A 23,054-nucleotide genomic window follows, 5' to 3' on the forward strand; every position below is an offset into this window, starting at 1 on the left:
AAAGCCCTTTCGGGCTTTTTTTATATTAATCAAGGCAACTGCTTAATCGGACTGCCACCCAACGCCTGCATCAAAGTCACATAAGCATTGTATTGACTTTGCTTCGTCTGAACCAAAGACAGTCGCGCATTACGTGTAGTTTCCTGTGCATCTAACAAGTTTTTCAACGCAATTGCACCATTACGATAACGAACTTCAGTCAAACGCTCAGTCTTTTCTGCAAGCTGTACATTACGCTCTTGCAAAGCAACTTGTTGACTTAACTCAGTGCGGTTGGATAGCGCATTTTCCACATCGGCAAAAGCCTCATACAAGGTCTGACGATATTGAATAATAGATTTTTCATAATCTAAATCACTAATCGCAAGGTCTTTCTTCATATCGTTATATTGCAAGAAAGGTAAATTTAAACTTGCACCCAAAGCCAAAGCAGGGTTTTGTAATAAATTACTCAAAGAGGTACTACTCGAGCCTAAACTGCCAGTCAAACTAATTGAAGGGTAGTAACTCGCTTTCGTTGCATCTTTATTTGCCAAAGCTTTACGTAATCTTAACTCGCTTGCTTGTAAATCTGGACGGCGAGACAACAACTCGGCTGGTAAACCCGCTGCAATCGTCGGTAATGCAATTCGAGGTAAACGCTGCGGCTCTGAAATATTCAGTTGTTGCACAGGTTGATGTAATAACACAGCCAATGCAGTACGTGTTTCCACTTTTTGTTGGGCAATTTGGCTTAAGGTTGCTTTTTGACTTTGTACAGATTGTTCCGCTTGCGTTAGATCTAAACCTGATACGGCTCCAGCTTTATATTGCACCTTGACCAAGTCGTAGGTTTTTTGCGTACTGGCCAAATTTTGCTGCGCAATACTGTAGCGCTCATTTAAATAGCCAAGTTGCCAATATAGGTTTGCTGTTGTTGCAATCAAGCTTTGGGCAGTGGCTTGCAGGTCTTGTTCAGTTGCTAAAGCTTCCCATTTTGCGGCCTCAGTCTGGCTAGCCAAACGACCAAATAAATCTACTTCGTAACTGACGCCACCACTGAGTGATACACCTTTTGAGGAATCATCACCTGAGTTAAGGTCAAAGTTATGTCCAGTTGAAACACTTGAACTAACGCGTGGCCCTTGCTGATTCTCAGCCAAACCAGCTTTTAGTCGAGCTTGCTGTAAATTAATACCTGCAACAGCAAGGTCTGTATTGGCAGCTAAAACTTGATTCACCAATTGGTTCAATTGAACATCATTAAACAATGTCCACCATTGGTCAGCATACGTATCTGCATGAACTTGCTGACTCATGGCTTTCGCATTTTGAAATTGCGTCGGGAGTTGTGTTGCAGGGGCTGCATACGGCGTCTTAACCACAGCGGCACAGCCGACTAAGCTACTTCCGAGAATGAAGGCACTTGCAAGTTTAGTTAAGGTCATTTGCATCATTATTTCCTTATTCGCGAGAAAGCGCATCGACAGGGTTCAGCTGTGCGGCATTACGTGCAGGAATAAAGCCAAACACAATACCAATCATACTTGAGCAGACAAATGCAGCAACGATAGACGTTGTTGAATAGGCCATTTGGAATGTTCCACCGGCAAAATGACTAATCAATTGTCCAATACCTAAAGATAATAAAACCCCAAGCACACCGCCTAAGATACACACCAACACCGCCTCAATCAGGAACTGTTGCAGAATGTCACTTTGACGGGCACCCACGGCCATACGTACACCAATTTCTTGAGTACGCTCAGTCACAGAAACCAACATAATGTTCATGACCCCAATACCACCGACGATCAATGAAATCACCGCAATCGCAGACACCAATAAGGTCATTGTTGCAGTGGTTTGTTGAATGGTTTCACGGATACTATCGGAGTTTTGTGTAAAGACATCTTGCGCGCCATGACGTTGCACTAACAAGTTTAATATGGCGTTTTCAGCAGCAGCACTTGGGTATTCATCTTTCACTCGAACAATAATGCTGCGCACATTCGACTGCCCCAGCATACGACTCATGACCGTTGAATAGGGCAAATACACATTCAGGCTATCTGAGTTACCCATCATGCTTTTTTGTTCTTCGATCACGCCAATGATACGGCTCGGCACACTGCCTAATAAAATGACTTGACCCACAGGGTTGGTGCCATCTGCAAAGAAGGTATTTTTAGTATTACTATCAATCACCACATCTTGCGCTTGCTCAGTCACGCTTTCTTTATCAAAAGGCTGACCCGAAGCGAAGTTCATTCCTTTGACATAGAAGAAATCTTCACTCACGCCATTCACTGTGGTCGACGCTTCTGTGTCTTTAAAACGTGCTGTAACAGATGAATTGACTGAAGGACTAACGCCATCGACATAAGGTTGTTCCGCAAGGGCCGTCGCATCGGCTGGAACCAATGTTTTTACTTGGGAGGATCTGGAATTGTCACCAAAGCCTCGACCTTGATACACCGTGATGGTATTGGTACCTAAACTGCTGATATTTTCTAAAATTTGCTTTTGTGAACCATTCCCAAGAGCCACAACAGAAACCACAGAAGCGATACCAATAATGATCCCGAGCATGGTTAAAAATGTACGCATACGGTGAGCATTCATGGCAAGGATCGCCATACGGAAGGCTTCACCTAAACGGTCAACGGCAGAGCGCCAGCTTGAGGTTTTTTTCTGTGTGTTTGGAACGAGTTGTTGCTTTTCTAAAGGTTCATCATTTGTTTCAGGCACATTGGGCTGATCTGAAATGATATTACCGTCAGAGATTTCAATAATTCGAGTCGCATTTTTTGCAACATTATGGTCGTGCGTGACCAAAATAATGGTATGACCTTTGGCATTGAGTTCGCGCAAAATCCGCATCACTTCAATACCACTATTCTTATCTAGTGCACCGGTCGGTTCATCGGCAAGAATAACATCGCCACCATTCATGAGGGCACGCGCAATCGACACACGTTGTTGCTGACCACCCGAGAGTTGGCTCGGACGGTTTTGGGTTTTTTCACCCAGTCCAAGATCGGTTAGTAGTTGCTTGGCACGTGCATTGCGTTCGGTTGCATCTGCACCGGCATAGATTGCAGGAACTTCGACGTTACCAGCAGCATTCAAATCACCGAGTAAGTGATAGCGCTGGAAAATAAAGCCAAAATATTCACGGCGTAACTGTGCCAGTTCATCTGGTTCAAGTTCACGGGTTTCACGCCCCTTGACCTTGTAACTGCCATTGGTTGGCTTATCAAGGCACCCCAAAATGTTCATGAGGGTGGATTTACCAGAACCGGACTGACCTACAATCGCCACCAGTTCACCTGGGTAAATCTCAAGATTGACCCCTTTTAGAATCTGGACTGTGCTTTCACCGGCAGGGAATTCACGAGTCAGATTCTTGACCTCGAGTAGAGGCGTCTGATTTTGACTCATCATTACATTCTCATTGGGCCGCCAGCACCACCACGGTTGCTGCGTTTCGCTGAATCATTTGAAGTATCTGAACCGTCGGCAATCACGACTTTGTCACCCTGTTTTAAGCCACGGATCACTTGTGCGGTCACACGGTTATTTAAACCGAGTAATACCTGTTGTGGTTGAGCTGAACCATCGGCTTGTAGTACACGAACCATCGCAACGCTGGCTTTACCTTGTTTGACCAATGTTTTTTCAGCTTCAGTCAGTTCTAAACGTTTAGGACGGTTTGGATTATCTTTATTCGATTTAGCTTCTGCGATGGCTTTTTTATCAGTAGATTCACCATTTGCAGATGCATTATTACGGCTACGTTGTGGACGGTTCGAGGTTTGAACGGCTGCGGCAGGTACAGTCAAGACATTCTTGGCTTCATCTAAAATGATATACACCTGAGCAGTCATATCAATACGCAATTTACCGTCTTCATTTGGGACATCAAATAACGCATTGTAGTAAACCGCAGTACTTGAAGACGAAGAGGTGTTGTTGTTACTTTCGGTGTTAATTGAGTTTGGCGCAGGTTCAACTTGGCGCAGGGTAGCATAGTGTTTTGTTTCACTGTCGCCCAAGGTTGTAAAATAGACGTTTTGACCTTCTTGGACTTTCATCACATCGGCTTCAGAAATTTCAGCTTTAATGGTCATGGTGTCGAGTTTTGCCAATTTCACAATGGTTGGCGCACTTTGGTTGGCGTTTACGGTTTGACCTTCTTCAGTCACAATCGCCACGATGGTTCCATCCATAGGTGCAACAATTTGTGTATAGCCTAAGTCTTCTTTTGCAGTCGCTAAAGTTAAACGTGATTGTTCGATTTGTGCATTAATGGCTGCAATATCAGCTTGCGCAGTTTTATAACTTGCTAGCGCAGATTCAAGTTCTGCACGACTAGTCGCGTCTTGAGCGTACATTGCTTGTTGACGATTATATTCAGCTTGGACTTTTGCAAGATTTGCTTGTTTAACTGCCAATTGCGCTTGTTGGTTTTTGATGCTGGCTTCTGCAGTTTTTAAATCATTTTCCTGACGTACCGAGTCAATACGGGCAATCAGCTGACCTTGTTTAACTTCATCGCCGAGCTGCACATACATCTTTTTCACCTGACCAGAAACCTGTGCACCAACACTCACCATTTTGGTTGCTTCAAGTACACCTGTTGCAAGTACAGAGTTTTCAATGTCACCACGACTCACTTCAGCAGTAATATATTGCGGCTGAGTTTCTTTAGGTTTTAGGAAATGCCATGCAGTGACAGCGATTGCCAAAGCAACGATGATGGCTACGATCAATTTTGCTGGTTTTATTTTTGGCATGATTGGCAGTTAAAAGTTTATAAAGATGATTGAATTATAAGATTTAAATACGGATAAATTGTGAACTTTTTGAACAAACAGTAATGATAATTATTCTTTTATACTGGAATGCAAGTTATTACAGCCTTTTATTAGACTAGAAGAGTCTGCGCCCACACAAGCTGGCAATAGCTTGTTGTACCAAGTGCTCAGGATTTTCATGACCTAAACCTTTTATTGACGCGTCTAAACGAAGTAATAGGGCAGGCCAAGTCAAAAAATCGTTGGCATTTAAACGGCGTAACGCTTGTTGATACAGCCCGACTTTGGTTTTCCAAATACCGATTTGCAAGGCATTTTGTGGCTGCTCAAACAGTTGCATCAGCAAACGCATTTCCTTACTGATACTCCATAAAATCAGCGACATCGGCTCGCCTGAAGCGATTAAGTATTGAAAGATTTTTATCGACTGTGCCAAATTGCCTTGCAGCATGGCATCATTTAAATCATAGGTGGTGTAGCGTGACTGATCTTGTAAGCAAGAGTACAGATGATCAATCTGAATCATTTCAGCTTCAGGAAAAGTATCTGCGACACGCATTAAACTATTTTTTGCCGCCAGTAAATTGTGCTCATGATGCTGTTCTAGCCATTGCCAAGCATCATTGGCGAGTTGAATGCCAAGCTTTTGCGCTTCAACGGCCAAAATTTGCTGACGATCTTTAGGGTAGTTTGCAGTCAGTGCAACATTGACTCCATTGGCATCAATGGTTTGGAAAAAACTGGTCTTTAAACTCGCACTGTCTTGCTTCGGCATGACCACGAGCAGCAAGTTACTTTCATTTTGCTGCAAATAGCTTTTTAACAGTTTTAGTCCATTGGCATCGGGTTTAATGCTGCCATGTGCCTCAATTGCCAGTTGACTGGAAAATAATGACAAGCTATTTAAAGCATTAAAGACATTTTTCCAATCAGCAGCAGAGCTAATGTCATACCGTTGACGCTCGATTTCTCTAGCGTTCCAACTCTTACGAAATGCATCGAGGAGATTTTGTTCAAGTAATGGCTCTTGACCATGTAGCACCCAGGCACCTTGCGCTTCATCTACACGTTTTAATGCCTGAAGATAGTCAAGTTTCATAAATCAAAATTACTCAGCTTTGGTTGGTGCAGTTAGTGGGTTCGCTTTTGGTAAACGGTTTGATGAAATTTGGCGCACGATCTGTTGTGCAATGTCATCAATAATCACTTGTTTTAAATATTTTTCTTCTTGGTCATCGGTGTTCACGGTTGCTACGTCGTATTGGTAGCTACGTGTTGCCATCAATGTGCGGGGTTCAGTCACAGGGTTGCCTTGGGCATCTTCAATTTGGAACGTCACATTCAAACGCAGTAAAGTTTCAACCAATTTACCATTGAGTTCTAAACGTCGCGGAGTGTAATCCAACACATGTAAGACATATGCATTTTGATTATTACTCAATTGCACGCCTGCAGAACCTAAATAAATCGCTAACTTTTCATGTAAGTCATCTGTATCTTCAGGAAGTGCCAATCGCATATTGGAATAGGCTACAGGTACAGCAGCAGGGTTGGTGCCTTTTAAATGAAAACCACAACCGACCATGCCTGCGCTCAGGCCCATAGTTAATACAATTGCAGCAACACGTTGAACCAAGTGCATAAAGTGTCCTCTGTTTCCCGAAGGGATAATGTTGAAATCCTGTGTGGATTGTAAAGTCAAAGCCCGTTGACTCGCAACGGGCTTTGTTTGGGAATTGTGAAATCCTTTTGTTCCCTCTCCTTATAGGAGAGGGTTAGGGAGAGGTTAATTACCCTCATCCCAACCTTCTCCCAAAGGGAGAAGGAAATATAAGGAATTTAAACCACCAAATTCACTAATTTATTCGGCACCACAATTTCTTTCTTGGTTGGACCAGTCAAGAATTGTTGAACTTCAGGTAATGCTTTTGCTTGTGCCAAAATGTCATCTTTAGAGGCATCGACAGACACTTCTAATTTGCCACGAAGTTTACCGTTCACTTGCACTACAATCGTTTGTGTATTGCGAGTCAGCGCAGATTCATCTACCGCAGGGAAGCGTGCTGATGTTAATTCGATACCAAACTCAGCCAATAAGGTTTGGCTTAAATGTGGTGCAAACGGAGCAAGTAAAGTTAGAAGGGTAATGATTGATTCACGTGCAACGGCAACGTCATTGTCATCTTTGGCTTCAAACTTATTGTTTGCATTCAAAAGTTCCATCATCGCAGCAATCGCGGTGTTGAAGGCGTGACGACGTGCAATGTCATCACCCACTTTTTGAATGGTTTCGTGTGTTTTACGACGCAAGTCTTGTGCAGCGGTAGATAGTGTCGCTTTGTCGATATTTGCAGCAGAGTTACCTTGTTCAAGGAAACCAGATGCTAGGCGCCATACACGTTTTAAGAAACGGTTTGCACCTTCAACACCTGCGTCAGACCATTCAAGTGATTGATCTGGTGGAGCTGCGAACATCATGAATACACGTGCAGTATCTGCACCGTATTGGTCAATAATCGCTTGCGGGTCGATACCGTTGTTTTTCGATTTCGACATTTTTTCTTGACCGCCAACCACGACGTCTTGACCATCACCTTGATATTTCGCAGAAATGATACGGCCTTTTTCATCACGTTCTAAGTCGATGTCGGCAGGGTTAAACCATGTTTTCTTACCTGACTCAGATTCACGGTAGTACGTATCAGCCAACACCATACCTTGAGTAAGCAAGTTGGTGAATGGCTCGTTACCTTGTACCACACCTTCATCACGCATCAATTTATGGAAGAAGCGTGCATAAAGTAAATGTAGAATCGCATGTTCAACACCACCAATATATTGGTTTACAGGAAGCCAAGTTTGACCCGCTTCAGGTTTCACCATACCGTCAGTGAAATCTGGAGATGCATAGCGTGCATAGTACCAAGATGATTCTACAAAGGTATCCAAAGTATCTGTTTCACGACGAGCATCGCCACCACAGCATGGGCAAGTGGTTTCATAGAACTCAGGCATTTTGTTCAGTGGGTTACCTGAACCGTCTGGAACCACGTCCGTTGGCAATACAACTGGAAGTTGTTCTTCAGGTACTGGAACCTGACCACATTTTTCACAGTTGATCATAGGAATTGGACAACCCCAATAACGCTGACGAGAAACACCCCAGTCACGTAAACGGAATTGAACTTTCGAGTTGGCAAGTCCAGTCGGTTCTAATTTTGCAAGGAATGCATCGTACGCCCCTTGTAAGTCTAAGCCGTCAAATTCGCCTGAATTCACCAGTTTACCGTCTTTAGAGCCATACCATTCTTGCCAAATTGTTGCGTCAAAGTCTGCATCGTCTGCACCTTTGGCATCAATCACTTGCTTAATGGTTAAGCCATATTTGTTGGCAAATTCGAAGTCACGTTCATCGTGTGAAGGCACTGCCATCACCGCACCTGAGCCGTAAGACATCAAGACGTAGTTTGCGATCCAAACAGGAATTTGTTCGCCAGTAACAGGGTGTTTAACAAATAAACCTGTTGCCATACCTTTCTTTTCAGCAGTCGCAAGATCAGCTTCTGCAACAGAACCCATACGGCACTCTTCGATAAATGCAGCAAGCTCAGGATTGCTTTCCGCAGCTTTAAGTGCCATCGGATGTTCTGCTGCAACCGCAACATAAGTCACACCCATGAGTGTGTCAGCACGAGTGGTAAATACAGTTAAACCATCTGCATAAACGTCTGGATTCGCTGAAGGGAAGGTGATTTCCATACCTTGTGAGCGACCAATCCAGTTGCGTTGCATGGTAAGAACTTGCTGTGGCCAGCCGTCTTTTAATGTTTCTAAATCGTCAAGTAATTCTTGCGCATAGTCAGTGATGCGGAAGTAGTACATTGGAATATCACGTTTTTCGACCAATGCACCAGAACGCCAGCCACGACCATTTTCAACTTGTTCGTTTGCTAAAACAGTTTGGTCTACTGGGTCCCAGTTCACTGTTGAAAGCTTACGGTAAATTAAACCTTTTTTATAAAGCTGTACGAATAACCATTGTTCCCAGCGATAGTATTCAGGTGTGCAAGTTGCAAATTCACGATCCCAATCTACAGAAAGACCTAACTTTTTAAGCTGATTACGCATGTAATCAATGTTTTCAAAAGTCCATTTTGCAGGAGCGACTTGATGTGCAATTGCCGCGTTTTCAGCAGGCAAACCGAAAGCATCCCAACCCATGGGTTGTAGCACAGTTTCACCTTGTAAACGGTGGAAACGGCTGATCACATCACCAATGGTGTAGTTACGCACATGACCCATATGCAGTTTGCCACTTGGATAAGGGAACATAGAGAGGATATAACGACGTGGTCCTTCTACTTGGTCGGCAACTTTAAAGGCTTTGCGATTTTCCCAGTCTTGTTGGACTGTAGGTTCAATCGCACTGGCTTGATATTCAGGGTCAATGTGAGTAGTCATAAACGTAAATAGAAATAACGGTTAAAAAGTTTGTGCTACAGCATAGCGCAAAATACGCCTAGAGTGAATTTTGCGATGCTGTGTAGATGTAAATAATTTAAGTCAAAATTGAAGGCTTTGGCGTAAATTATTGTGGTGCGGAGGCTACGGCTTGACCTTGGCGGAGCGCTGCATTGGCTTCGCGTTGTTGTTCCGCTAGTTGCTCATTTTGTTCATTCGACTGTTCGGCTTCACGTGAAACCTCTTCTTGGTTTTTTGCTGGAGTTGATTGCGTAGTCGTTGTTGCACCATAGGTATTTACTTTACCTTTACGCTGCGCATTTTTTGGCGGTGGCGTGGTGGTGTAATGCGTTGAACCTTTTGCATCTACCCATTTGTAATATTCTTTCGCTGAAAGGTCCAAACTGGTCAGGCAAAATGCCATGCTAGATAAAATACAGGCAGTGCGAGCAATCGTCGTCTTCATCATAAATTCAGTCCCAAAGTTAGAGTGATCATGCAAAATTATGCTGAAAATTTTGCGCTTTTTTGACAGTAGAATCTATGCATTTTTTAGCACAAAGGATAAAAGGGGCATCGTGTGGGATGAATAACTTTGTGAATGATGAATTGGGGGATTTATAAGCAATAAAAATATTGTGTTTTTATCATTTAATCCATGCCTTAAGTTGAAAGTGAGGCAATTGAATTAAAAACCCACAGCAATTCATTTAATTTATTTATTAGATTTATAAAAGTATTTTATTAATTACATGCTAACTGGTTATAAATAAACAAACTACAAAGAATGCAAAGAACGGGAGTGTGCTTAAAAAACAAACGGTCTGTAAGTAATCAGAAAAAAGCCGATTTTTAAACTTGACTTTAATGGTTGAAACTACAAAAATGCTGTCTTTAGTTTTATATGCCTTAGATCGATCACCCTTCGAATGAGTGCATTTTAGCAATGGACTTCTTCTCTAGCCGAGAGGTTGAACAAAGCCAACAAAATATGTTTATCCCAACATGTTTTAGACCCCATATTGCTCAAACAGCAAGCAGGTCAGATTTTTTTCTTATTGCTATGAAAACTATGAAATTTGTGTGCTATAACAGAGCACACAGTTAATGAATTAACCACGACAAATGCCCTCCATTTGTGCGTGAAAAAAGATTAGGGTGAATCACGTTGGAACTTTTATCTGGTGGTGAAATGCTTGTTCGCGCTTTAGCGGACGAAGGCGTTGAACATATTTTTGGATACCCAGGCGGCGCAGTACTGCATATTTATGATGCGCTATTTCAACAAGAAAAAATCAATCATTACCTAGTGCGCCACGAGCAAGCTGCTGGTCATATGGCTGATGCTTACTCACGTGTCACAGGTAAAACAGGTGTCGTACTGGTGACATCTGGTCCGGGTGCAACAAATACCGTAACTCCAATTGCAACTGCCTATATGGACTCAATCCCAATGGTGATTTTGTCAGGTCAGGTTGCAAGCCATCTGATCGGTGAGGATGCGTTCCAAGAAACGGATATGGTCGGTATTTCGCGCCCAATCGTAAAACACAGCTTCCAAGTACGTCATGCAAGCGAAATCCCTTCGATTATTAAGAAGGCATTTTATATCGCTTCAAGTGGCCGTCCGGGTCCTGTTGTTGTTGATATTCCAAAGGATGCAACGAATCCTGCAGAGAAATTTGCTTACGAATATCCTGAAAAAGTGAAAATGCGTTCGTATCAACCGCCGCATCGTGGTCACTCTGGTCAAATTCGTAAAGCAATTGATGAATTGATTCATGCTAAACGCCCAATTATTTATTCAGGCGGTGGTGTGGTTCAAGGCAACGCTTCTGCACAGTTGACAGAACTTGCACATTTATTGGGTTATCCAGTAACCAGTACTTTAATGGGTCTTGGTGCGTATCCGGGCAATGATGAACAATTCATTGGTATGTTGGGTATGCATGGTACTTATGAAGCCAATATGACGATGCACAATGCAGATGTGATTTTGTGTGTAGGTGCGCGCTTCGATGACCGTGTAACCAATAACCCAGCGAAATTCTGTCCAAATGCGAAAGTCATTCATATTGATATTGACCCAGCAACGATTTCAAAAACAATTATGGCGCACATCCCAATTGTGGGTGCAGTAGAGCCTGTATTGACTGAAATGTTGGCGCAATTAAAACAATTGAATGTGTCTAAACCAAATCCTGAAGATATCGGGGCTTGGTGGAAACAAATCAATGAATGGCGTCAAGTTCATGGTTTGAACTATGACAAACCAACTGATGGTTCGATGAAGCCACAGCAAGTTGTTGAAGCGTTGGATAAAATTACCAATAGTCAAGCTATCATTACTTCAGACGTTGGTCAACACCAAATGTTTGGTGCGCTTTACTACAAATACACACGTCCACGTCAATGGATCAACTCAGGTGGTCTAGGAACCATGGGTGTAGGTTTGCCATATGCTATGGCAGCTAAACTTGCCTTCCCAGATCAACAAGTAGTGTGTATTACTGGCGAAGCATCGATTCAGATGTGTATCCAAGAACTATCTACATGTAAGCAATATGGCTTGAATGTAAAAATTCTATGCTTGAATAACCGTGCATTAGGTATGGTTAAGCAATGGCAAGACATGAACTACGAAGGTCGTCACTCAAGCTCGTATGTTGAGTCACTTCCAGACTTCCCTAAATTAATGGAGGCGTATGGTCATGTAGGTATTCAAATTGACCATGCAGATGAACTCGAGTCGAAGCTTGCTGAAGCGATGGAGATCAATGACAAGTGCGTGTTTATTAACGTAATGGTTGACCGTTCAGAGCATGTATATCCAATGTTGGTTGCTGGCCAGTCAATGAAAGATATGTGGTTAGGCAAAGGAGAGCGCACACAATGAGACATATTATCTCTGTACTTGTAGAAAACGAAGCAGGTGCGCTTTCACGTTTGGTAGGTTTATTCTCTCAGCGTGGTTATAACATTGAGACATTAAACGTAGCGCCAACAGAAGATCCGACGCTTTCGCGTTTGACTTTAACCACGTATGGCGATGAGCATAAAATTGAACAAATCACCAAACAACTCAACAAGCTTGTCGAAGTTGTTAAAGTTGTTGATTTGTCTGAAGGTGCTCATATTGAACGTGAATTGATGTTAATTAAAGTCAAAGCACTTGGTTCAGCGCGCGCAGAAATTAAACGTACTGCGGATATTTTCCGTGGACAAATCGTAGACGTAACACCAACGACATATACTATTCAAATCGCAGGTACAACTGAAAAGATAGATGGTTTTATTGATGCCTTAGCTGAAAATACAATTCTAGAAGTTGTACGTTCAGGTGTTTCAGGTATCGCACGTGGCGAAAAAGTTTTAACTATCTAATTTTATATTTTCACCTCACTCCTATGGGTGAGGTACTTGAAACGTGAATAATCAAACAGAATCACGTTATCAAGTTAAAGGAAACAAAAGCATTTTAGCGGAGACAGCAATGCAAATTTTTTACGATAAAGACACAGACTTATCTATCATCCAAGGCAAAAAAGTAGCAATCATTGGTTATGGTTCACAAGGCCATGCTCATGCGCTTAACCTTAAGGATTCAGGCGTTGATGTAACTGTAGGTCTACGTGCTGGTTCTACTTCTTGGAAAAAAGCTGAAAATGCTGGTCTTAAAGTTTCAGAAGTTCCTGCTGCTGTAGCTCAAGCTGACTTAGTTATGATTTTGACTCCAGATGAGTTCCAATCACAACTATACCGTGACGTAATTGAGCCAAACATCAAGCAAGGTGCAACGCTAGCATTTGCTCATGGTTTCTCTGTTCTTTATAACCAAGTTGTTCCACGTGCTGACCTTGACGTAATCATGGTTGCTCCAAAAGCGCCTGGTCATACTGTACGTTCAGAATTCCAACGTGGTTCAGGTGTACCTGATCTTATCGCTGTTCACCAAGATGCTTCTGGTAATGCACGTAACGTTGCGCTTTCTTACGCTTCAGGTGTTGGTGGTGGCCGTACTGGTATTATCGAAACTTCATTCCGTGAAGAAACTGAAACTGACCTTTTCGGTGAGCAAGCAGTTCTTTGTGGTGGTGCTGTTGAATTGGTTAAAATGGGCTTCGAAACTCTTGTTGAAGCTGGTTATGCACCAGAAATGGCTTACTTCGAATGTCTACACGAACTTAAATTGATCGTTGACTTAATGTTCGAAGGCGGTATCGCGGACATGAACTACTCAGTATCAAACAATGCTGAATATGGCGAATACGTAACTGGTGTTGAAGTAATCAACGAACAGTCTCGTGAAGCGATGCGTAATGCGCTTAAACGTATTCAATCTGGTGAATACGCGAAGATGTTCATCCAAGAAGGTGCGTTGAACTATCCTTCTATGACTGCTCGTCGTCGTCAAAACGCGGCGCATGGTATCGAAGTAACTGGTAACAAGTTACGTGCGATGATGCCTTGGATCCAAGCAAACAAAATCGTTGATAAAGAGAAAAACTAATTTCTTGAATCAATTGATTTGAATACGAAGACCCACTCATTTTGAGTGGGTTTTTTAATATTTAAAGTTACTTGCCTTAAAAATAGAAAAGTAGTGCTCTCATTCCTTACGCGTCACTCAAAACAGTGTGCTGCCTCGTTGTACTCGTTCATACTTTGGATCCAAGCGAACAAAATCGTAAGCAAAGAAAAGAATTTATTTAATTATCTTTTGAGTTTTATGATACAAGGAACCCAATATTAGCGTGGGTTAGAATAATGATTTTATATAAATATGTGAGTTTTGAAGCTGCTTTAGCGATTTTGAAAACAAAATCTCTAGGTTTTTCACATTTAGAAGATTTTAACGACCCATTTGAATGCACTGGTTTTGGTTTTTATGATTTGGATGTACCGACATCCGTAGCAATAGGGGCATTCCGTAATCAGTTTTCTAGAAAGTATGTGATTTTAAGTTTGACTAGAACCGCTTTAAATCCACTCATCTGGCCACATTATGGGGATAGTTAAAAAAGGTGTCGTGATCGGAATAGACACATGCAAAGCAGGCCTTGAAGATGGTGATCAATTTATTATTCCTTCAACAAAAGGGGAGTTGAGATATTTAAAAACAGCGCCGAAGCAGGCCAATGTGGCAAGTGTTGAAAAATTAATGTCGGTAGGAAATTCAAATATTTTAAATTGGGATAATGAAGAAGTTTTAATAAAGCATGGTTTGCTTTATAAAATGCAGGAATGGGCATACAAAGAGGAAGTACGTATTGTAAAAAATATTAGCGATGCTCAATTCGGGTATCACTTTTCTACAAAAATACATGCATATATCAATGACCAACTTTGGCAAAGAGTCCAATTGCAAACGCGTCCAATTTATACGTTAAAATTGCCTGAAGAAGCCTTTGTTGAAGTATATGTTGGGAAAAATGCATATATTGATCTTAGAAGAAAGCAAGAGCTTGTGAAGCCAGTAATTGATCATAAGGTAGATCAGTTTGAATTGCTGAAAGATCTATGTATTCAATTTAATATTGGTTTGAAATGTATTTCATTAGATTTGGAAACTTGGGCTTTAAAAGCGACTCCAATTTAATCTGATGATTTGAGTTGTAGGTGGTTTCAAAACTCCTATATTTGTGTCATCTGTGTTGAATTTAGGTTGTGATAGAGTAGGCATTATTCATGCTGTATGGAGTGTGTAATTGCAATGAAAATATCAAAAATCTCTCTTTTACTCGCTCTTTGTCTACCAGTGGTGAGTTTTGCACAAGAGGCAGATATAACACTGCCTGAGTTAAAGCCTTTACCTGATGTTCGGATATCCATGCAGCGGATGCTTCGCTCGACTGAAGGACGCTATTTCTTAGATTTGTATGCTGGTATATGGAATCCGCACGGGACTTTGACTGATCTGCAAGAGCCCAAACAAATTAACTTTAAAGGGACTCAAAAAGCTGATTTTATAGATCTGAATTCAGTCAATGTTGGGACTGAACAAAGTGCGGCAACTGCTTATCGATTGGCAGGAACCTTGAATGCAAATACAGGCTCGTTTAAAGCTGAACTGACGGAACAAACGGCACCACCATCTACAAGTTATCTACAGTTTGAACCTGCGTTTAAAGCTGCAGATAAACCTATCCTGCTGTTTAAGTTTTATGGGGTGCAATCTGCAGACCAACCTTATGGGAAGTCACTAAAACGCGTAGATGTGATTAATAAATCAAATGGCAAAGTACTACAGTCATTACAAGGCTTTAATGCTTTTGGGAATAGTATCGGATTCTTAGATGTAAACTTTGATGGATACTATGATGTTGTACTTTCGGATACCTCTGATGGTCGAAAAATAGAAGATAAGCGATTTATTTATTGGATGTACAATCCTAAAACGAAGAATTTTCAACGCTCACCGCAATTGGAGAAAATTGCTGGCTTCCCAAAATTAAAAGGAGAGCTGCAGCAGATCGACTTTGGATTAGGTCAAATCTTTCGAGTCGATCAAGGATTGCTTTATCCAGTCAGTGAGTAAGTTAAATTTTTTAAAAAGCCCCATAACTTGGGGCTTTTTTTATTTATAGAATTTTCTAAAGAAGAATTCAGGCAGTTTTAAAAGAGGTAGTCCGTATTTTGAATAAAAAGCAAAGTAAAATGAGTGTTGAAAGAGAGGGGGTGAATTTCTATATATGTGATAATTCACGTAATAAATGAGATTCTAAAAATTATGAAAAACAAAAAATGAAATTTCAAGAAAGAAAATATGATTTACAAAAGCTTAACATTGGAAACTAAGACGTGTTTCAAAACCTGTAATTTAATACAAAGGCTCAGTATTTGGTGACGTAATTCTTGTATTGCGTTTCAAAAGACATACCTGAAAGTAGTGATTATATATTTAAGATTCTATTTAAAATTTAAATTTAATCGGTCTTTACTATTAATATAGTTGAATATTCACGTAATATTGTTTTGTTTGAAAATTATTTTGAACTATTTCACAAATATTTGGTGAAATATGTAACAGCCTATATTATTTTTAATGTTACTAAATTTAATAAAAACAATAAGATATAATATACCAAAAAATAGGGATATGAAAAAAATCCCCAAAATTTGGGATAAAGAGGAAAATTAAATAAAAACATAAAAATTAAAAATATTTAATATATTACAAACACATAATTTAAATATTTGTAAAAAATAATATTACATGAATATTCGTGTGAAATTTCTATATTAGGTTCTTTTTTTCTCAACATGATTAAGAATGAATCAGCACCTAGGGAAAGTAAGATTAATTAGTTTTTCTTAATAAATATCCTTTGATGCACATACTAATAAATCTCATATGAGAATGGAGAAGTGAAATGTCTACATCTAAAATTTTAACCGCAGTACTATCTGCAACATTGTTCGTAGCACTTCCAGCAACATCTGCAATCGCTGGTGGTAAAAAAGAATCTAAACAATGTGGCGGTGCGCCGTGTGAAGGCGAAATCGACATCGAGTTACAGATTCTGAAAGCATGTGAGCTTTTGGTAGGTAAAGACATCAAACTCGTTGAAGACAGTTATACAGGTGCTAGTAGCTTTCAAGTTACAACAAACACCCCATATACACTGAATTTATCTACACTGAATGCAGGTACAAGTGCAGATACTTTTGTAAAACATGAAACGACTACTGATAAAGTAGCTACAAAAATCACGACTACAAAAGGTGGTGTGAATTATCCAATCGGCTCTACACCTGTAGCTGGTATGAGTGTTGATAACTTCACAGTATCTGTTGCTCCAAAAACTGCAATTTCAGCGACTCAACGTGCTGGTACATACAAAGATACTTTATATATCAAAGTAGCTTACTAATCCAAATTTAGGGAGTTGATTCTACACAGTTAGGGTCAACTTCTTTTTATTTTGAATTGATAATAATATTTAAATGTACTGGGGTGAGTATATGAAAAGTTTATTCAAAGTCGTTTCATTAAGTTTAATGACTTGCTTATTGAGTGCTCAAATATTTGCAGGTATTTCAATTAGCCCTGTGCAATTATATTTAACCGATAAATCTAAACAACGCAGTGCGACATTTACTTTGGAATCGAAAGGGGATGATGAGACACCACGTATTTTTGAAGCTCAAGCATTTAAATGGACTCAAAATGCTGCAGGTGAAGATATTCTTTCACCTGAATCCAATATTATTATCAATCCGAAAAATTTCATTCTAAAACCAAACTCAAAACAAATGGTTCGTGTGGGTTTTACTCAATCTGTAGAGAGTATGAATCTACAACAAGAAGAAGCATGGCGTATTATTTATACTGAGCTACCTCAAGTGACGAACTCTGAATCGAAAATTGCACTGTTATTAAGTATTAATGTGCCATTTTTTGTCGGCAAACAAGAACCCGCTTATTTAAAATTTATTGCCAAAAAAATGAATGGTCGCACCATTATTCAGGTTGAAAATTTAGCAAAATCACACATTCAAATCCAAAAACTTTATGTCATCGATAAAAGCAAGAAAACAGTCGCTGAATCTTCCGATATGAAATATTTATTGGCATTAGGTAAAAACCAATACGACATCGGGAATGTTTCTTTACAAGGCGCTAGTAATTATAAAGTCGTTGTGGAAACAGATAAAGGTGACACTCCTTTGGAGTTTAATTTAGTTGAGTAGTGGCTATGAACAGAATTACATTGCTTCTATATTGTATTTTATGTGCTAATTCTGCTCATGCAGAAGCCGTTGATATGCCTGATGATTTATTTCCAACCAGTATTTGGGTAAACGAAGTAGACCGCAAGAGCGAAGTATTATTACTGACTGAAAATAACAAGTTTTATATAGAGTGCGCAGATCTTGATAAGCTGCAAATTAAAGTAGAAATTCTGAAACGACATGCAACTAAAAATTCATTTTGTTTGGTAACGGATCAAGATATTCAGTCTGGATTTGATCCTCAATTGCAAGCCGTCAAAATTAATCTTCCATCAAAATATTTCTTTGGGCTAGAAACTGATACCTTAATCAGCCAGCCGATGCCTGCAAATTTTGGTGCATTTCTTAATTATGAAATGCATTTTGAAAATAATACTCAACATAATAATTTTGGTGTGCTACCTGAACTGGGCGTGTTTAAAGACAATTGGATTTTAAGAAATAATGCCTTTTATCGAAATAATAAAGGGGATGATTATCGTGAAGAAAAATTCGTCAGGTTAAATAGTAGTCTTGAGTTTGATTTTTCTAAAAGTGCGACCAAACTGATTATTGGTGATACGACCTCTGCATATAGTGCATTAATTCATGGTGTGCGATTTGGTGGTTTGAGTTTTGGTACAGACTATACGTCACGCCCAGATTTCGTGTATTGGAATATTCCAAGTCTAAAAGGTAGTGCGGTTTTACCTTCGACTGTTGATTTATATATTGATGGCGTAAATATTTATCAGAAAAAGATTTCACCTGGAGATTATAACTTACAAACAGGTGCCAATATTGAAAGTGCGGGTACAGCGCAAATGGTTGTACAAGATGTATTGGGGAATACCACTGTTCGAAGCTTCCCGGTATTAATTAGTAGTAAATTGCTTAAAGAAGATTTAAATGATTACAACATATCATTAGGGAAACTACGCTTCAGTTATGACGAAGAAAATAGTGATTATCGCGATTTTTTTAGTTCAGCCTATTGGCGTAGAGGTGTCACCAGTCGTACCACGTTGGGTGCAAGTGCTACCTATAGTGACAAAGTAAAAAATGCAGGACTGCTATGGACGCAAGCGGTCAATCGATGGTTTGTTTTAGACAGTATTTTTTTAGGCAGTAAAACCGATGACGACGATGGCTATTCTGCAGGTTTGGCTATCAGTCGTAATTTCGGGAAACTCAATTTTGGTGTGAGTTCACGCTATGCTACAAATGATTATCGGGCATTGGGTTATGAAGATAATCATATTTTCCCAAAATTTGAAAATATGGCGTATTTAAGTTTTGCTAATTTTCCATTCTTTCAAAATTTAAACCTGAACTATATCGAACAAACTCAGTATGAATCTAATGATCCTTTATTTGAATTAGAGGATCGCAAAATGCTCACTGTAGGTGTGAGCCGCGAAATTACACAGAATTTAATGTATACCGCCAATTATTTTAAAGAATTTGGTGATAGCGATGACTCAGGTGCCTTTATTACATTTTCTTATAATTTTGGTGGTGGTAAACGTATTCAGGCTGATGCAGGTACCAATAAATCCGGCGGTGTACGTTTCATCCAAAATGCATTTGGTGAATATGGTGCAAATTATGCGCTCGGTGTGGATTATCGTAATGATGAAACGGTATTAAATGCCTATGGTGGTTTGTCCACTAATGTTGGTGATTTAACCCTAAGTCATCTCTATAGTGAAAATGATTCAACAACCCAGGTTGGCTACCGTGGTGCTATGGTGTGGTTGGGCGGTCAATACGCATTGACCAGTTTTGTAGATAATGCCTTTGCTTTAGTGAATGTTGGTGGTCGTGAAGATATTGATGTCATGCGATCAATGTCTCCAGTCGCGAAAACCAATAAAAAAGGCTATGCCTTTGTACACGATATCGTTCCTTATATTAATTACGATATTTCATTCGATGAAAACCAATTGCCGATCGAAAGCAAAGTTCCGAATGCTGCACATCGTTTAGTTGCGTTAAGACAGCGTGGTTATAACATTAATTTTTCAGTATTTGATACACAACAAATATTGGTCAAAATATTGGATGAACAAGGTCATCAATTTGTGGCAGGAAGTGAAGTTGCAATTGATACCCCAGAAGCGGATGTTTATCCAGTGGGTTCAGATGGCACGGTAATGTTATATGGTTTGGTTGAAGGCTACTACAAGTTGACGGTGAGGACCAGTGGTGGTCGATCTTGCCAAACAGCGTTAACAGTGCCGAAAAAGGTAGAAAACCAAACTCCTGAATTAATTACATTGCAGTGTAAATAAAGGAGTATTTCCAATGAAAAGTATTTTACTCATCTCAGCAGCGTTATTTAGTTCAATAACATTTGCAGCACCGAGTCGCTGTGAAATGGGACGAATCAGTGAAACCAATATGCGCTTGGCGAATTACTATAATAGTCAAGCGGCGAGTTCATTTAGTGTCGATTGTTCAGGTAAATACCGCATACGCTTTAATAGTCGTAATTTGCAGGATACTTCGGGCAGTAGTTTTGTGACGAATGGCCTGATTAAGCTCAAAACACGGATGACTGTTTCAGGTGCGATGGAAAATCTGTGGAATGTTTCTACCGAGCAAGGCGCTGGCAAAAATAACTATGTGATTGCTGTGCGTTTGGTAGAACGAGTGAATGCAACGACACCTGCAGGAATCTACCGCGATACAGTCTTTGTAAATATGGTGTTTTGAGTTGCTTTGCGACCGATTTTCTTCATGGCTAAGGTGAATATATGCAGAGTGCTGATTTCGTTCATACCGCTAGATTGAAGCTTGATGATAGATATTTAGGTGAATCTTGGGCTTTAATCTAAGTAGCTTAATTTTCTGCTATGCGTATAAAGTCAGAAATGAAGGAAATTTGATTTCAGCATATGCTTCCCCGATAACAACTTTGGGTGTGGCGATTATTTTTGCACTACGCTTGACTAAAAGTGTAAGACGAATTGAAAAATTTAATGGCACTTTGGCCACACTGGTCACGCAAGCAAATGAGAGTAAATACACATTTTACACAATCATTATCAGTTGGAAATGGAAAATACTCGCTTGCAAGAGCGTATTCAAACAGCACATGACCTACATGATGGCTCAGCTAGATCATTGCGATTAATGGCATAAGCTGAGCAGAGCGCCAAAGATCTGACCAATCCACAATTTTTATCGATGTTGAAAATTTTAAGAGATGATTTACGACATATCATAGATAGCGGTTGTAGTTTAGGCACTAAACTACCTGAAACCCCTTTGTTATGGATGGCACCCTTTAGACACCGTTTTAATCAGTTATTTGATGAGCTCGTTATACACGCTAAATGGTCAGTTCCTGCGAAATGGGAAGTGGATGTTACTCCATTGGAATGTCTAAGCTTACAGCGTGTAGCTGAAGAAGCATTAACCAATATTGTGAAGCATAGTCATGCGACCGTGGTGCAGATCCGAATTTACTACGAAAACTCGGCTTTGATAATGGAAGTTGAAGACAATGGCGTGGGGGTTGATGTGGATCTGGTTAATCAAGCTGGTTTGAGTGTGGGGCTTCGTAGTATGAGTGGGTGTTTAGAACGGATGAACGCAGATATGCAAATAGCTTCTCGTGCGGGTCAGACGATTTTAAAAGTGATTAAAAATTACGGATAAATCATGATTTTGTAGAAGAAATAAGACAATTTCTTTCAATAAACTGTCATCAAATAATCATCAAAATGCAAAAAACTGCTGCTTAAACTGTGACTATACATTTATAAGAAGCATGTAAGATCATGACAGAATCGGCTAACGATTTGGGGTGTATGCAGGATGAACCTGCACGCTTTCAATTCCAATTTAAGCATATGCAATCACGAATGGATGTGCAAACGGTCTCAACTTTAATCCGCCCAGGTCTAAAAATCGCCATTGTTACAGATACGTGGGCGCCAGAAATTAATGGTGTTGCATATTCTTTATTGCAGTTGTGTAAAGGTTTGCAGCAACAAGGCAACTCAATTTTTTTAATACGTCCTGAACAGTCCGAAAGTTGTCATGATTTCAGACCTGATCAAGAGTGTTTGGTTCGAGCGCAGTCGATTCCTAAATATTCAGGTTTACAATTTGGCTGGCCGCAACTAATTAAACTGAGTAAAGCTTTAAAAAAAGCCCAAGTCGACATTGTCCATATAGTCACTGAAGGGCCTTTGGGTTTTGCCATGCTTCAATTGGCGCGTTCTTTACACATCCCTGTGTCCAGTGGTTTTCACTCGGCCTTTCATGATTTTAGTCGCTTCTTTGACTTAGCGTTTTTAATGAAGCCTGTACAACATTATTTACGATGGTTTCATAACAATACTCAACTCACCTGTGTCCCGAGCCAAGATACTGCGGATGCCTTGCATCGATTAGGTTTTAGTTGTCCATTGGTGGTGGTGGGGCGAGGTGTGGACCATAGTCGATTTTCTCCCTCACATTATCGAGCAGAACTGAGACAACAGTGGCAAGCAGATGAACATACCCGCGTGATGCTGTATGTCGGTCGGCTATCTCCTGAAAAAGAGGTGGATGTTTTAATTTCAGCCTATCGTTCGATGTTGACCATGGATGCACGAACGAAATTGGTCATTGTGGGGGATGGGCCAGATCGTGAGCGATTAATGCAACTGGCAAAATCCCTAGATGTTATTTTTATGGGAAGTTTAAGTGGTCAGACTTTATCGGAAGCCTATGCCAGTGCGGATGTTTTTGTTTTCGCAAGTCAGGTTGAGACCTTTGGTAATGTGGTTTTGGAGGCAATGGCCAGCGGATTGCCTGTGATTGCATATAATGCCGCATGTGCCCAACTGCACGTGAGAAATCAGCAAACGGGATGGTTATGTCACTTATCTCGAACCGATGAATTTATACGTCTCATGCAGCAATTGCCGCAACGCGCTAAATTAAAAACCATGGGCATCGAGGCGGCAAAAGACGCTGCTAAAATCGGATGGCAATATCCCGTACAGCAATTTGAGCAAGCGCTATATCGCGTGGTGGACCAAGCCATGATGAGCCAATGGAGCTAGCGCTATTGGTTGTATA

The 23,054-nt window shown here is 40.4% G+C and carries 19 protein-coding genes; 12 read left to right on the forward strand and 7 right to left on the reverse strand.

What is annotated here, in order from left to right; translation table 11 throughout:
- Window positions 1-29: 29 nt before the first annotated feature.
- The 7 genes from FTU29_RS09710 to FTU29_RS09740 form a co-directional block, all read right to left on the reverse strand.
- Entirely contained in the window at window positions 30-1,433 is a 1,404-nt protein-coding gene (locus FTU29_RS09710; protein WP_180121571.1) for an efflux transporter outer membrane subunit, read from the reverse strand.
- A 10-nt stretch (window positions 1,434-1,443) separates the two neighbouring features.
- Window positions 1,444-3,423 carry a MacB family efflux pump subunit gene (locus FTU29_RS09715; protein ID WP_180121666.1) on the reverse strand — a complete coding sequence of 660 codons (1,980 nt, stop codon included), beginning with the start codon at window positions 3,421-3,423 and terminating at the stop codon, window positions 1,444-1,446.
- A 2-nt stretch (window positions 3,424-3,425) separates the two neighbouring features.
- Window positions 3,426-4,778, reverse strand: coding sequence for a MacA family efflux pump subunit (locus FTU29_RS09720; protein ID WP_180021027.1), 1,353 nt, complete (start codon window positions 4,776-4,778; stop codon window positions 3,426-3,428).
- Window positions 4,779-4,914: 136 nt separating this feature from the next.
- On the reverse strand, window positions 4,915-5,898 hold the full coding sequence (gene holA, locus FTU29_RS09725) for a DNA polymerase III subunit delta (RefSeq protein WP_180109003.1): 984 nt from the start codon (window positions 5,896-5,898) through the stop codon (window positions 4,915-4,917).
- 9 nt (window positions 5,899-5,907) lie between these two features.
- Window positions 5,908-6,441 carry an LPS assembly lipoprotein LptE gene (gene lptE, locus FTU29_RS09730; RefSeq protein ID WP_078192675.1) on the reverse strand — a complete coding sequence of 178 codons (534 nt, stop codon included), beginning with the start codon at window positions 6,439-6,441 and terminating at the stop codon, window positions 5,908-5,910.
- Between the two features lie 197 nt (window positions 6,442-6,638).
- Window positions 6,639-9,260, reverse strand: coding sequence for a leucine--tRNA ligase (leuS, locus tag FTU29_RS09735; RefSeq protein WP_180121574.1), 2,622 nt, complete (start codon window positions 9,258-9,260; stop codon window positions 6,639-6,641).
- 127 nt (window positions 9,261-9,387) lie between these two features.
- Window positions 9,388-9,729: a DUF4124 domain-containing protein gene (locus tag FTU29_RS09740; RefSeq protein ID WP_249708160.1), complete on the reverse strand. Its 342-nt coding sequence runs from the start codon at window positions 9,727-9,729 to the stop codon at window positions 9,388-9,390.
- Between the two features lie 699 nt (window positions 9,730-10,428).
- Between FTU29_RS09740 and FTU29_RS09745 the strand changes: the two genes are divergently transcribed.
- The 12 genes from FTU29_RS09745 to FTU29_RS09800 all read left to right on the forward strand — a co-directional run bounded on the left by FTU29_RS09745 (window position 10,429) and on the right by FTU29_RS09800 (window position 23,038).
- Window positions 10,429-12,156: an acetolactate synthase 3 large subunit gene (locus FTU29_RS09745; protein WP_180121576.1), complete on the forward strand. Its 1,728-nt coding sequence runs from the start codon at window positions 10,429-10,431 to the stop codon at window positions 12,154-12,156.
- Window positions 12,153-12,644: an acetolactate synthase small subunit gene (gene ilvN / locus FTU29_RS09750; protein WP_078189625.1), complete on the forward strand. Its 492-nt coding sequence runs from the start codon at window positions 12,153-12,155 to the stop codon at window positions 12,642-12,644. The genes FTU29_RS09745 and ilvN overlap by 4 nt, the downstream gene beginning before the upstream one ends.
- A 109-nt stretch (window positions 12,645-12,753) precedes the next feature.
- Window positions 12,754-13,770, forward strand: coding sequence for a ketol-acid reductoisomerase (gene ilvC, locus FTU29_RS09755; RefSeq protein WP_078192867.1), 1,017 nt, complete (start codon window positions 12,754-12,756; stop codon window positions 13,768-13,770).
- Window positions 13,771-14,027: 257 nt separating this feature from the next.
- Window positions 14,028-14,279, forward strand: a complete 252-nt coding sequence (locus FTU29_RS09760) for a hypothetical protein (protein ID WP_180121578.1) — start codon at window positions 14,028-14,030, stop codon at window positions 14,277-14,279.
- Window positions 14,266-14,859, forward strand: a complete 594-nt coding sequence (locus FTU29_RS09765) for a hypothetical protein (protein WP_180121580.1) — start codon at window positions 14,266-14,268, stop codon at window positions 14,857-14,859. The genes FTU29_RS09760 and FTU29_RS09765 overlap by 14 nt, the downstream gene beginning before the upstream one ends.
- 114 nt (window positions 14,860-14,973) lie before the next feature.
- A complete protein-coding gene (locus FTU29_RS09770; RefSeq protein ID WP_257226916.1) occupies window positions 14,974-15,798 on the forward strand; it encodes a hypothetical protein in 825 nt (274 codons plus the stop codon).
- Between the two features lie 835 nt (window positions 15,799-16,633).
- Window positions 16,634-17,134 carry a hypothetical protein gene (locus FTU29_RS09775; RefSeq protein WP_180121584.1) on the forward strand — a complete coding sequence of 167 codons (501 nt, stop codon included), beginning with the start codon at window positions 16,634-16,636 and terminating at the stop codon, window positions 17,132-17,134.
- Between the two features lie 91 nt (window positions 17,135-17,225).
- Window positions 17,226-17,954, forward strand: coding sequence for a molecular chaperone (locus FTU29_RS09780; protein WP_180121586.1), 729 nt, complete (start codon window positions 17,226-17,228; stop codon window positions 17,952-17,954).
- A gap of 5 nt (window positions 17,955-17,959) precedes the next feature.
- Complete coding sequence (locus tag FTU29_RS09785; protein WP_180121588.1) at window positions 17,960-20,269, forward strand: fimbria/pilus outer membrane usher protein; 2,310 nt, start codon at window positions 17,960-17,962, stop codon at window positions 20,267-20,269.
- Between the two features lie 13 nt (window positions 20,270-20,282).
- Window positions 20,283-20,693, forward strand: a complete 411-nt coding sequence (locus FTU29_RS09790) for a hypothetical protein (RefSeq protein WP_180121590.1) — start codon at window positions 20,283-20,285, stop codon at window positions 20,691-20,693.
- A 474-nt stretch (window positions 20,694-21,167) separates the two neighbouring features.
- Window positions 21,168-21,641: a sensor histidine kinase gene (locus tag FTU29_RS09795; protein WP_180121592.1), complete on the forward strand. Its 474-nt coding sequence runs from the start codon at window positions 21,168-21,170 to the stop codon at window positions 21,639-21,641.
- A gap of 119 nt (window positions 21,642-21,760) precedes the next feature.
- Entirely contained in the window at window positions 21,761-23,038 is a 1,278-nt protein-coding gene (locus FTU29_RS09800; protein ID WP_373423607.1) for a glycosyltransferase family 4 protein, read from the forward strand.
- Window positions 23,039-23,054 lie beyond the last annotated feature (16 nt).

The sequence above is a fragment of the Acinetobacter sp. YH12086 genome (assembly GCF_013419345.1).
In the GTDB taxonomy this organism is placed as follows: Bacteria; Pseudomonadota; Gammaproteobacteria; order Pseudomonadales; family Moraxellaceae; genus Acinetobacter; species Acinetobacter amyesii.

Coding starts and splice junctions, on each gene's coding strand:
- FTU29_RS09710 (WP_180121571.1), bottom strand. CDS start 1,433: ATGCAAATGACCTTAACTAAACTTGCAAGTGCCTTCATTCTCGGAAGT.
- FTU29_RS09715 (WP_180121666.1), bottom strand. CDS start 3,423: ATGAGTCAAAATCAGACGCCTCTACTCGAGGTCAAGAATCTGACTCGT.
- FTU29_RS09720 (WP_180021027.1), bottom strand. CDS start 4,778: ATGCCAAAAATAAAACCAGCAAAATTGATCGTAGCCATCATCGTTGCT.
- holA (WP_180109003.1), bottom strand. CDS start 5,898: ATGAAACTTGACTATCTTCAGGCATTAAAACGTGTAGATGAAGCGCAA.
- lptE (WP_078192675.1), bottom strand. CDS start 6,441: ATGCACTTGGTTCAACGTGTTGCTGCAATTGTATTAACTATGGGCCTG.
- leuS (WP_180121574.1), bottom strand. CDS start 9,260: ATGACTACTCACATTGACCCTGAATATCAAGCCAGTGCGATTGAACCT.
- FTU29_RS09740 (WP_249708160.1), bottom strand. CDS start 9,729: ATGATGAAGACGACGATTGCTCGCACTGCCTGTATTTTATCTAGCATG.
- ilvN (WP_078189625.1), top strand. CDS start 12,153: ATGAGACATATTATCTCTGTACTTGTAGAAAACGAAGCAGGTGCGCTT.
- ilvC (WP_078192867.1), top strand. CDS start 12,754: ATGCAAATTTTTTACGATAAAGACACAGACTTATCTATCATCCAAGGC.
- FTU29_RS09760 (WP_180121578.1), top strand. CDS start 14,028: ATGATTTTATATAAATATGTGAGTTTTGAAGCTGCTTTAGCGATTTTG.
- FTU29_RS09765 (WP_180121580.1), top strand. CDS start 14,266: ATGGGGATAGTTAAAAAAGGTGTCGTGATCGGAATAGACACATGCAAA.
- FTU29_RS09770 (WP_257226916.1), top strand. CDS start 14,974: ATGAAAATATCAAAAATCTCTCTTTTACTCGCTCTTTGTCTACCAGTG.
- FTU29_RS09775 (WP_180121584.1), top strand. CDS start 16,634: ATGTCTACATCTAAAATTTTAACCGCAGTACTATCTGCAACATTGTTC.
- FTU29_RS09780 (WP_180121586.1), top strand. CDS start 17,226: ATGAAAAGTTTATTCAAAGTCGTTTCATTAAGTTTAATGACTTGCTTA.
- FTU29_RS09785 (WP_180121588.1), top strand. CDS start 17,960: ATGAACAGAATTACATTGCTTCTATATTGTATTTTATGTGCTAATTCT.
- FTU29_RS09790 (WP_180121590.1), top strand. CDS start 20,283: ATGAAAAGTATTTTACTCATCTCAGCAGCGTTATTTAGTTCAATAACA.
- FTU29_RS09795 (WP_180121592.1), top strand. CDS start 21,168: ATGTTGAAAATTTTAAGAGATGATTTACGACATATCATAGATAGCGGT.